This window comes from Novosphingobium sp. B-7 (genome assembly GCF_000410615.1).
GTDB classification, from domain to species: Bacteria; Pseudomonadota; Alphaproteobacteria; order Sphingomonadales; family Sphingomonadaceae; genus Novosphingobium; species Novosphingobium capsulatum.
On the sequence record NZ_KE148494.1, the window covers coordinates 1 to 10,504 of the forward strand.

6 protein-coding genes and 2 pseudogenes are annotated in these 10,504 nt (G+C 65.8%); 6 read left to right on the top strand and 2 right to left on the bottom strand.

The annotated features are described in order from the left end of the window. The 3 genes and pseudogenes from H926_RS29790 to H926_RS0121905 form a co-directional block, all read left to right on the top strand. Nucleotides 1-403: pseudogene (locus H926_RS29790) on the top strand (gluconate permease); the annotation flags it as partial. 14 nt (nucleotides 404-417) lie between these two features. Beyond that, nucleotides 418-1,095 carry a FadR/GntR family transcriptional regulator gene (locus H926_RS0121900; protein WP_022678158.1) on the top strand — a complete coding sequence of 226 codons (678 nt, stop codon included), beginning with the start codon at nucleotides 418-420 and terminating at the stop codon, nucleotides 1,093-1,095. Nucleotides 1,096-1,209: 114 nt separating this feature from the next. Continuing rightward, nucleotides 1,210-4,236, top strand: coding sequence for a glycosyl hydrolase family 28-related protein (locus H926_RS0121905; protein WP_043610951.1), 3,027 nt, complete (start codon nucleotides 1,210-1,212; stop codon nucleotides 4,234-4,236). Nucleotides 4,237-4,266: 30 nt separating this feature from the next. On the opposite strand, the gene H926_RS0121910 is transcribed toward H926_RS0121905, so the two are convergent. Then, nucleotides 4,267-4,761 (bottom strand): gluconokinase, encoded by a 495-nt coding sequence (locus H926_RS0121910; RefSeq protein ID WP_082209292.1) that lies wholly within the window; start codon nucleotides 4,759-4,761, stop codon nucleotides 4,267-4,269. Nucleotides 4,762-5,078: 317 nt separating this feature from the next. Here H926_RS0121910 and H926_RS0121915 point away from each other — a divergent pair, with 317 nt between their 5' ends. Further along, nucleotides 5,079-8,078 carry a TonB-dependent siderophore receptor gene (locus H926_RS0121915; RefSeq protein ID WP_022678161.1) on the top strand — a complete coding sequence of 1,000 codons (3,000 nt, stop codon included), beginning with the start codon at nucleotides 5,079-5,081 and terminating at the stop codon, nucleotides 8,076-8,078. A gap of 124 nt (nucleotides 8,079-8,202) precedes the next feature. Here the strand turns inward: H926_RS0121915 and H926_RS29795 are convergent. Beyond that, nucleotides 8,203-9,443, bottom strand: a pseudogene (locus H926_RS29795) (IS66 family transposase); the annotation flags it as partial. Nucleotides 9,444-9,705: 262 nt separating this feature from the next. Here H926_RS29795 and H926_RS0121925 point away from each other — a divergent pair. After that, a complete protein-coding gene (locus tag H926_RS0121925) occupies nucleotides 9,706-10,284 on the top strand; it encodes an ANTAR domain-containing response regulator (protein WP_022678162.1) in 579 nt (192 codons plus the stop codon). Nucleotides 10,285-10,297: 13 nt separating this feature from the next. Continuing rightward, the coding region (locus tag H926_RS35205; protein ID WP_043610946.1) for an ABC transporter substrate-binding protein at nucleotides 10,298-10,504 on the top strand (207 nt) is incomplete at its 3' end.

Below are 10,504 nucleotides of genomic sequence, written 5' to 3' on the forward strand. Positions count from 1 at the left end.
GATCGGCGCGGGCGGCGCGCTCAAGCAGGTACTGGTCTCGGCCGGCCTGGCCGATTTCCTGGCCCACCTCGCCGCCCACGGCGGCATTCCCGCGCTGCCGATGGCCTGGGCAGTGGCGGTGTGCATCCGCCTGGCCACCGGATCGGCCACGGTCGCCACGATCACTGCCGCCGGCATCATGCCCGGCGTGGTCGCCGCCACCGGCGCCTCGCCGGAATTGACCGTGCTTGCCATCGGCGCTGGCTCGGTGTTCTTCTCCCACGTCAACGATCCGGGGTTCTGGCTGGTGCGCAGCTATCTCGGCACCAGCACGCCCGACACGTTCCGCACCTGGTCGGTGCTGGAAACGCTGATTTCGGTGGTAGGCCTGGTGCTGGTGCTGGCCGCCGGATGGCTCGTCTGAAGAAGGGGAGGACCATGCACGAGGAACGCCTGGCCGATCGCGCCTATGCCGGGATCGTCGAACTGATCAACACCGACGATCTCCAGATCGGCGACCGCCTGCCCTCCGAAACGCGCCTGGCGGAAATGTTCGGCATGTCGCGCACCGTGGTGCGCGAGGCGCTGGTCCGCCTCGCCTCCGACGGATTTACCGAAGCGCGGCGCGGCGCCGGCTCGTTCGTCAAGCGGCGTCCGTCCGAACGGCTGGGCAGCCATCTGCCGATGCAGAACCTTGCCGCCACCATGGGCAGCTATGAAGTGCGCCTGGTGCTCGAGGCAGAAGCGGCACGCCTGGCCGCGCAGCGCCGCTCGGCCGAACAGATGCTGGTGATCGAGCGCGCGATGGACGCGCTGCGCGCCGCCCTGCAAGCGAGTGGCCCGGCCCATGTGGAAGACATGGACCTGCACCGCGCCATTTTCGAAGCGACCGCCAACCCGATCTTCGTCTCCAGCTTCGATCACATGCATGACGAGATCGACCGCATCCTGCGCGCCGGGGTCGATATCTCGCGCTCCCGCCCCCCCGCCGCGATCAACGCCATGATTGAGGAACACGAACTGGTCGTCGACGCGATCCGCGCCCAGGATGGCGATGCCGCTGCGCTCGCGATGCGCTGGCACCTGTGGCAGGGGCGCAAGCGGCTGATGCCCTGAGCGCCTGAAATTCCACACAGTTAAGACTATGGTCGCGCCTGCCCCGGCGCGCGCCAGCCGCTATCCCGGCCGGATCGGGTGAGGAGAGGAAACGTGGTGCCACGGCAGGCCTGGATGATCGGATCAAGCATTCTGGCGGCCATCGCGCTCGCCCCAACCCTGGCACAGGCCAAGACGCCATCGGTGTTCGACCAGGTGCCCGGCGACACCCAGGCGATCACCGTGCGCGCGGTGGGCGATGGCAAGGCCGACGACAGCGCCGCGATCCAGCAGGCGCTGGACCAGGCCGGGGCGCGCGGCGAAGGCGTGGTGTTCCTGCCCAGCGGGCGCTATCGCATCACCCGCTCGCTGTTCCTCTGGCCAGGCCTGCGCCTGATCGGCACGGGCAAGACCCGGCCGGTGCTGATGCTCGGCGATGCCACACCGGGCTTCCAGCAGGGTGTGGCCACCATGGTGATCTTCACCGGGCGCGGTCCCAAGGGCAGCCCCACTGCCGGCGAGGGCAAAGTGCCGTTCCCCCCGCCCGACGCGGTGCCGTTTAATCCCGCGATCGCCGACGCCAATTCCGATGCGTTCTATTCGGCCATGGCCAATATCGACATTGCCATCGGCGCGGGCAATCCGGCGGCAGTGGGCGTGCGTTTCCACGCCGCGCAGCACGCCTATCTGCGGCATATGGACTTTCAGGTCGGTTCAGGCCTCGCCGGCGCCTATCAGGTGGGCAACATGGCGCAGGACGTGCATTTCCACGGCGGCCGCTATGGCATCCTCAGCGAAAAGACCTCCCCCGCCTGGCCGTTCACGCTGCTCGACGCCACATTCGACGGCCAGCGCGAGGCCGCCATTCGCGAGCACGAGGCCGGGCTCACCCTGGTCAACGTCGCGCTGCGCAACGTGCCGGTGGGGATCGCCATAGACGAAGGCTATGGCGACTGGCTGTGGGGCAAGGACGTGCGCTTTGAAAACGTCAGCCAGGCTGGCGTGGTCATCGCCAACGCCAACAACGCCTATACGCAGATCGGCTTCGACAACGCCGTGGCCAGCCGCACCCCGGTCTTCGCCCGCTTTCGCGAAAGCGGCAAGACCGTGGCCGGCGCCGCGCCGGTTTATCGGGTAAAGAGCTTCACCCACGGCATCACCATGCCCGGCCTGGGTGTGCCCGGCGCGGTTGAAACGCGCATGGACCAGGCCGCGCTCGCCGCCCTGCCCCGGCCGCGTGCCCCGGCGATCCGCGCGCTGCCCAGCCCGGCGCAATGGGCCAACGTGCGCGCACTGGGCGCCAACGGCGATGGCCGGACCGACGATACCGCCGCCCTGCAACGCGCGATCGCCACGCACCGCGTGCTCTATTTCCCGATCGGCCGCTATGTCGTCACCGATACGCTGACGCTACGGCCCGACAGCGTGCTGATCGGGCTCCACCCCGATCTCACCCAGATCGTGCTGCCCGATGGCACGCCCGCGTTCCAGGGCGTCGGCGCGCCGCGCGCGCTGGTCCTGGCTCCTGCCGGGGGAGAGGCCATTGTCACCGGGCTGGGCCTGTTCACCGGCGGCATCAACCCGCGCGCCACCGCGCTGTCGTGGCAATCGGGCGCCGGCTCGCTGGTCGAAGACGTGAAATTCCAGGGCGGCCACGGCACGCTGGCGGCCGATGGCACCCGTTTCGATCCCTACAACGACACCCATACCGCCGACAAAGATCCGCGCCGGCGCTGGGGTGGCCAATATCCCAGCCTGTGGGTGAACGCGGGCGGCGGCGGCACCTTTGCCAATATCTGGACGCCCAATACCTATGCCCAAGCCGGCATGGTCGTGTCCGACACGCAGACGCCCGGCCATGTCTACCAGATTTCAGCCGAGCACCATGTCCGCACTGAATTCGGCCTCACCCGCGTCGCCAACTGGGAATTCCTCGCGCCACAGACCGAGGAGGAAGCCGGCGAAAGCCCCGATGCCGTCTCGTTCGACATCCGCGAATCCCGCAATATCCTGATCGCCAATCTCCACGCCTATCGCGTCACCCGCTCGCGCCAGCCGGCCCGTGCCGCCGTGCGGATCGAGCGTTCGGCCGACATCCGCCTGCGCAACGTGCACGTGAACGCCGAAAGCGGCTTTGCCACCTGCGACGAAAACGGCTGCGCCACGTTCCTGCGCGCCAGCAAGTTTCCGTTCGAAAACGCGCTGCTCGACGTGACGCATGGCCTGGAAGTGCGCGAACGCGAATTTGCCGTGCTCGACGTGCCCGCCAATCCGGTTGCGCCGGCAGCGACCAGGGTGCCCGTGACCAAGCTCGCCGACGGATTTTTCTCCGCCAGCGGCGGCGTGGTCGACGCGCAGGGCAAGCTCTATTTCATCGATCATTTCCAGCAGCGCATTCACGGCTGGAGCGAGACCGAAGGGCTGACCACCGAACGCGACTCCCCGCTCGATCCGGTCAATCTGACCATGGACCGGGCGGGCAATCTGATCGTGCTCTCCGCGCTCGGCCGCAACGGCACGGTCTATGCGTTCAAACCCGGCACGTCGGCGCAGGCGCTGACGGTGATCCCGCCCACCGCCGCCGCCACGACACCGGCCCCCGACCGGCTCACCGTCCTGCCCGGCAACCTCTGGGTCAACGGTGAGTTTCGCAGCCAGCTCGATCCGGCAACCTACCGCTTCACCACCCTGGCAGAGATGTTCGCCCGCGATGTGGCGCTGCCCAAGGCGCAGGAATATGTCTCGCCCGATGGCAGCCTTGCCATCCCCGCCTATCGCGTGTTCCAGCAAGGCCCGGCCGACCATCTCGGCTGGCGCTTTTCCGATTCGCTCGATGCCTATGGCCTAGTCACCGCCAGACCCGACGCGCGGGTGTTCCTGAGCAACGAGTCAGAAGACCGGACCTATTCCGCCCGCCTGGGCGCCGGCGGCGCAGTGACAGACCTGCAACCCTTTGCCGATCGCGGCGGGGAAAGTGTGGCATCAGGGCCAGACGGACGCGTCTACATCGCCAATGGCCAAGTCTTCGTCTACGACGCAGCAGGCCGCCCGATCGACCGGATCGACGTGCCCGAACGTCCCCTGCAATTGCTGTTTGGCGGCAAGGACGGGCGCACGCTCTACATCCTCACCCACCACGCCCTCTTTGCCGCACGGCCCTGAGGGAACGGAACCTGCAAGCGCGCTGGAACGCTAAGCTGCGAGGCGCTGGGCGATCCAGGCCAGGATCGCATCGGCCAGCCGATCCTGGCCCTGCGTGGAATCGAGAGTAAGCGCCGGCTCATCCGCGCCCGGTCGCTCCAGCGTGTCCAACTGGCTATCGAGCAGGCTCGGTGGCATGTAGTGCCCTGGCCGGTTGCCCATGCGCCGGGCCAGTTCGGCCAAGGGCGCATCGAGCAGGGCAAAGGCGATCGGCTCGGCTGTCGCGGTAGCCAGCCGCTCGCGATAGGCACGCTTCAGCGCGGAACAGGCCGCGACCACGACGCCGCCTTGCCGCACCGCCTGGCCCATCGCCGCGCCCAGGTGATCGAGCCAGGGCCAGCGGTCTGCATCGGTCAGGGCGATGCCCTCGCGCATTTTGGCGACGTTCGCCGCCGAATGGAATCCATCGCCTTCCAGGAATGGGCAGTCCAGCCGCGCCGCCAGCGCCGCGCCCAGTGTCGATTTGCCGCTGCCGCTCACGCCCATCACCACGATGGCCAGCGGCGCCACGCTGTGGCCTGCAATCTTGCCCGACACGCTTCTGTCCTTCCTGCTTTGCCGTCCCCGCATGGCGTGCGCCGCGCGGGTTGCCTGACAGCCATGTCAACAGCGTCCTTAGCCGCGTCGCCGGCGCCCGCCCAATTAGGACCATGGTCGCGGCTGCGCCAGGCGCCCCGCGGTCCTATGCCCTCACCACGGAAACCGGGCTGCCAACGCCAGGACCACGCGCAAGATTGTTAGCGATACCAAGCCAGGCCGGGGCAGCGCCACCGGCCGAGGGACCAGCCATGGGGGAGATTTCGATGACCACCACGCCAACCGCCACGTCGAGCAGCAGGCCGCTGCGCACCGCCCTGGCCAAGGGCACCGCACTCGTGGCGCTGGCCTGGGCCTGCCCAGTGCTTGCGCAAGAGGCCGCACCGGCCGCCTTGCCCGAAACCCCTGCCCCAGCAGCGGCGCCCGCCCCCAGCACCGGGGAAATCGTCGTCACCGGTTCGCGCATCACCTCCAGCGGCTTCAGCGCGCCCACCCCCACGCAAGTGCTCAGCGCGGCGGTGATCGCCAAGAGCGCGCAGCCCAACATCTTCACCACCATCGCCCAGTTGCCTTCGCTTCAGGGCAGCACCGGCGCCACCTATGGCACCAACAGCACGTCCAGCGGCACCCAGGGGCTCAGCTCGTTCAGCCTGCGCGGCCTTGGGCCGATCCGCACGCTTACCCTGCTCGACGGCCAGCGCGTGGTCGGCGCCAATGTCACCGGCGTGCCTGATATCAGCCTGTTCCCGCAATTGCTGGTCGATCGGGTGGACGTGGTCACTGGCGGCGCATCGGCATCCTATGGATCGGACGCAGTAGGCGGCGTGGTGAACTTCGTCACCAACACGCACTTCGAAGGTTTCAAGGCCAACGCGCAGAACGGCATCACCACCTATGGTGATGATTACAACTACACGTTCCAGGCCGCAGCCGGGAAATCCTTCATGGATGGCCGCCTGCATGTGGTGGTCAGCGGCGAATACAGCCATGAAAACGGCGTTCCCGCCTATGGTTTCGGCGAAGGCCCCGGCCCCAATGGGCGCGACTGGTACGAGACCGAAACCTTGATCAACACCGGCCTGCACACCGATGGCAGGCCGCAATACCGCAACAGCAAGCATGCCCAGGCCTATCAATACACCAAGTATGGCCTGATCACGGCCGGCCCGCTCCAGGGCATCGCCTTCAACCAGAGCGGCAAGCCGTTCAATTTCGTCTATGGCTCCAATGGCGTGCCCGACAAGAACGCCGCCGGCACCGTGACCGGTTGCAACAACGGCTTCTGCGTGGGCGGCGATCTTTCCGGCAACGTCGGCAACGGCACCAGCCTGCAATCGGAAATCACCCGCACCAACGGCTATGGCCGCATCGGCTTCGATATTGATAATGACAACGAGGTCTATGCCACGGTCAATGTGGCGCGCGTCACCTCCAACAACACACCCAATCCGGGCGCGGCCAAGGCCAATTCGCTCACCCTGCAATGCTCCAACCCGTTCGTGCCCACCTCGATCCAGGATCTGTGCGCGGCCAACGGCATCACCAGCTTCAAGTATGGCGTCAGCAACGCGGTGCTGCCGAAGTTCATCAACGTCAATCCGGTGCGCGAGCAATATCGCTTCGTCGCCGGAGCCAAGGGCAAGATCCCGTTCCTGGGCAGCGACTTGCACTATGACGCCTATGTCGAGCATGGCGAGAACATCACCGACATCACGGTGAGCAACATCACGCTCAACGCCCGATACAACGCCGCGATCCAGGCGGTGCGCCTGAACGACGGCACCATCGCCTGCGCCGATCCGGCCGCACGCGCCAGTGGCTGCGTACCGCTCAACATCATTGGCGGCGCCACCCCCAGCGCGGCGACGCTTGCCTATATCACCCCTGCCCATGGCCCGCACCAGCACACCCGCCAGACCCAGGACGTGGCCAGCATCGCGTTCAACAACCAGCCGTTTTCCACCTGGGCCGGCCCGGTTTCGCTGGCATTCGGCGGCGAATGGCGCCACGAATACTACCGCGTGAAAGGCGATCCCTATGGCAACGGGGTCACCGCCAGCAATCCCAACACCGCCGATTACCCAGCCGATCCGCTGCTCAACACCGCGGGCAACAACTGGTACGCGGGCAACTATCACGACGGCAGCGGCAAGTATTCGGTCTATGAAGGCTTCCTCGAAGCGAACCTGCCGCTGGTCGACACGCCCAGCGCCGGCAAGGCCAATCTCAACCTGGCGGGTCGCGCCACGCACTACAGCACCTCGGGCACGGTCTACACGTGGAAGATCGGCGGCACCTGGCAAACGCCGGTGGACGGCATCCGCCTGCGCGCGGTGACCTCGCGCGATGTGCGCGCGCCCAACCTGAGCGAGCTCTATGCCGCGCCGATCACGGTTACCGTGCCGGGGCTGACCAATCCGTTCAACAACAACCAGCCTGTCACCGTGCAGCAGAACACGATCGGCAACACCGCACTCAAGCCGGAAATCGCGCGCAATACCGAGGCCGGGGTCGTGCTGTCGCGCCCAGGCTGGGCGCCAGGCCTCAACCTCTCGGTCGATTACTATCGCATCAAGGTGAAAGGCGTGGTGTCCTCACTCAGCGCGCAGCAGGAAGTGAACTACTGCTATGGCGGGGTGACGCAACTGTGCAGCGCCTTCGATCTCAATGCCGCCACGCCCTATGTCAACGTGCAGGCGTTCAACCTCGCCTCGATCTTCACCGACGGCTTCGATATCGAGGCAAGCTACCAGTTCCGGCTCGACAGCCTCAAGGTGCCTGGCAACCTGACCCTGCGCGCACTAGCCACCAACGTGCGCAACTATATCACCGATATCGGCCTGCCCAACACGATCCCCACGCAAGGCGCCGGGGTCAACGCCGGGGCCACGCCGAAGTGGAAAGTGCTCGCCACTGAAAGCTGGGATACCGACAACTTCAGCCTGACCTTCACCCAGCGCTGGTTCAGCGCGGGCAAGATCAGCAACGAATATATCGAATGCCAGACCAACTGTCCGGTGCAGACCGCACAGCAGGCCACGCTGCACCCCACGATCGACAACAATCGCATGCCCGGCGCGTTTTATTTCGACGTGGGCGCCACGTACAACGTGACCAAGGCGATCACGGCCTATGCCAAGGTGGACAATCTGTTCAACCACGATCCAGCCGCGTCGCCACAGACCAACACCGGGATCGACGTGAACCCGCTGCTCTACGACGTCATCGGCCGGATGTATCGTATCGGCGTGCGCGCCAGTTTCTGACCAGACCCTCCCTCGCCGCCGGTCCCGCTCCCAGGGACCGGCGGTTCTTTTTGTCCGGTGCTCCTACAGACCTAGGCAATCAGGAACGCGATAGCCGCGTCGTCGAGAGCGGTAAGCGACGTTCTCAGGCCACGGCGATCCAGGGCATGAGTTCGCCGACGGCGTTGGCTGGATGACTGCTGGCGAGCTTGGCGAGGGTCTGAGCCAACCAAGTGTGTGGGTTCACGCCCGAGATTTTGCAGTTCTCGATAAGCGTAGCAATCACCGCCCAATTGTCGCCGCCCTCATCCGAACCGGCGAAGAGCGCGTCCTTGCGATTCAGGGCCAAGGGCCGGATTGATCGCTCGACGGAGTTGGAATCCAGCTCGACGCGGCTATCGTCGAGGAACAGCGACAGCCCGGTCCAGCGGGTCAAGGCGTAGCGGATAGCGTCGGCGAGCTTGCTCTTGGCGCTGACCTGGAGGAGCCTTGCCTCGAGATAGAGGTGCAGGTCATCGACGATGACGCGGGCCTCTTCGGCGCGCATAGCGCGGCGATGTTCTGCCCAGGTGCCCCGGACCTGGTCTTCGATGGCATAGAGCATGGCGATGCGGCGCAGCACCTCTGCCGCGACCGGGGAGTTCCCTGCCAGTTCGTAGAATTTGCGCCGAACGTGCGACCAGCAGAACGCCAGGCTGAGCTGCTGGCCACGCTTGGCCAGCGCGGGATAACCGCTGTAGCCATCGGCCTGCAGGATACCGCAATAGTTCCCCAGGTGCGCTTGGGCGCTCTCACTCTTGCGACCGGGCGCGTAGACGTAGGCCACCAGTGGTGGATCATCGCCGCCCCATGGCCGATCGTCGCGGGCATAGGCCCAGAGCTGCCCTGTCTTCGTCCACCCGCGTCCGGGATCGAGTACGGGGGCGGTGGTCTCATCCGCAAACAGACGTTGGGATCGTCGCAGCTCTTCGATAATGCGATCTCGGAAGGGTCGCAGATACCGTGCCGCCCGGCCAACCCAGTCAGCCAAGGTCGAGCGATCGAGTTGGACGCCTTGCCGCGCGTAGATCTGGGCCTGTCGGTAAAGCGGGGCATGATCGGCGTACTTGGTGACCGCACATGCGCGATCAGCGCTTCGGTGGGAATGCGGCCCTCCACGATCCGCGCTGGTGCCCGTGCTTGCACGACTGCGCCTTCGCAGGAGCGGCAACCATAACGCGGGCGGCGCGTGACTAGCACGCGGAAGCTGGTCGGCACGACATCGAGACGCTCAGCCACGTCCTCGCCAATTTGGTGGAGCGCGCCACCACAGCAAGGACAAGCCGTCGCTTCAACATCGACAACCTGTTCGATCCGCTCGAGATGTGCGGGTAACAGCATCCGATTACGTGCCAACATACCCCGATTTACTGCTTGCATCCGAAGGGGCGCCCACAAATGCCATTGCAACATTGCAAAGCATTTTGTGGGGCAACCGCTTAAAATAGCTCAGCTAGATCCTCACGTGCCTCGCCTCGCGACTTCCTCATATTTGCTGAGGGCCTTTTTTGGTCACCTTCTGGGCCTCAGTCGCCAAGTCACTGCCTGGATCCACAAACGCGTTGTGTGAGAGATTGCCAACCACTCGTGATGCAGTGCAATAGGGGCCATGCGGATCGCCATCGTCGATGAAAGCGCCTCTCGCGCCGCCGTCATCGGCGAGGGCCTTGCCGCGCTCGACGATTGCGAGCTGTTCGTTGTTACCGAACGGCGTGGCCTGGTGGCCCGCATTGCGCATATCGATCCCGACATTGTGCTGATGGACTTGGGCAATCCCTCGCGCGACGTGCTCGAGGAATACTTTGCGGTGAGCCGCGCGCTGGCCCGCCCCATCGCAATGTTCGTGGACGAAAGCGACGACGAGGCGATCGCCGCCTCGATCGACGCAGGCGTTTCGTCCTACGTAGTCGACGGCCTTGCCCCGCATCGCATCCGTCCGATTCTTGACCTGGCGGTCCGCCGCTTCAACGCTTTTTCGCGGTTGCAGGCGGACCTTGCCGAAGCCAAGGGCCAGTTGGCCGAGCGCGCGGCGATCGACACGGCCAAGCGCATTCTGATGGACAGCCGCGGCCTGACCGAACCGCAGGCTTATGCCGAACTGCGCAAGACCGCGATGAACCAGGGCCGGCGGATCGCGGAGATCGCCGAAGCGGTGGTCACCGCGCACAAGCTGATGGGAGGCACATGATGGAAAGCCAGCAATGTCCAGCGAACTGACCGTCGGGTTCCTGCCGCTGGTCGATGCGTGCCTGCCGATCCTTGCCCGCGAGCATGGCTTTGCCGAAGCGGAAGGGCTGTCGCTGCGGCTGGTGCGGGACATGAGCTGGGCGACCGTTCTCGACCGCCTGCTCTATGGCCATAGCGATGCCGCGCACATGGTCGCCCCGCTGGCCATCGCCACGACGCTC

What these genes read in the sequence shown, in the direction of transcription:
- H926_RS0121910 (WP_082209292.1), bottom strand. Translation starts at nt 4,761, where the DNA reads ATGGGCGTGAGCGGCAGCGGCAAATCGACACTGGGCGCGGCGCTGGCG.
- H926_RS0121915 (WP_022678161.1), top strand. Translation starts at nt 5,079, where the DNA reads ATGACCACCACGCCAACCGCCACGTCGAGCAGCAGGCCGCTGCGCACC.
- H926_RS0121905 (WP_043610951.1), top strand. Translation starts at nt 1,210, where the DNA reads ATGATCGGATCAAGCATTCTGGCGGCCATCGCGCTCGCCCCAACCCTG.
- H926_RS0121925 (WP_022678162.1), top strand. Translation starts at nt 9,706, where the DNA reads ATGCGGATCGCCATCGTCGATGAAAGCGCCTCTCGCGCCGCCGTCATC.
- H926_RS0121900 (WP_022678158.1), top strand. Translation starts at nt 418, where the DNA reads ATGCACGAGGAACGCCTGGCCGATCGCGCCTATGCCGGGATCGTCGAA.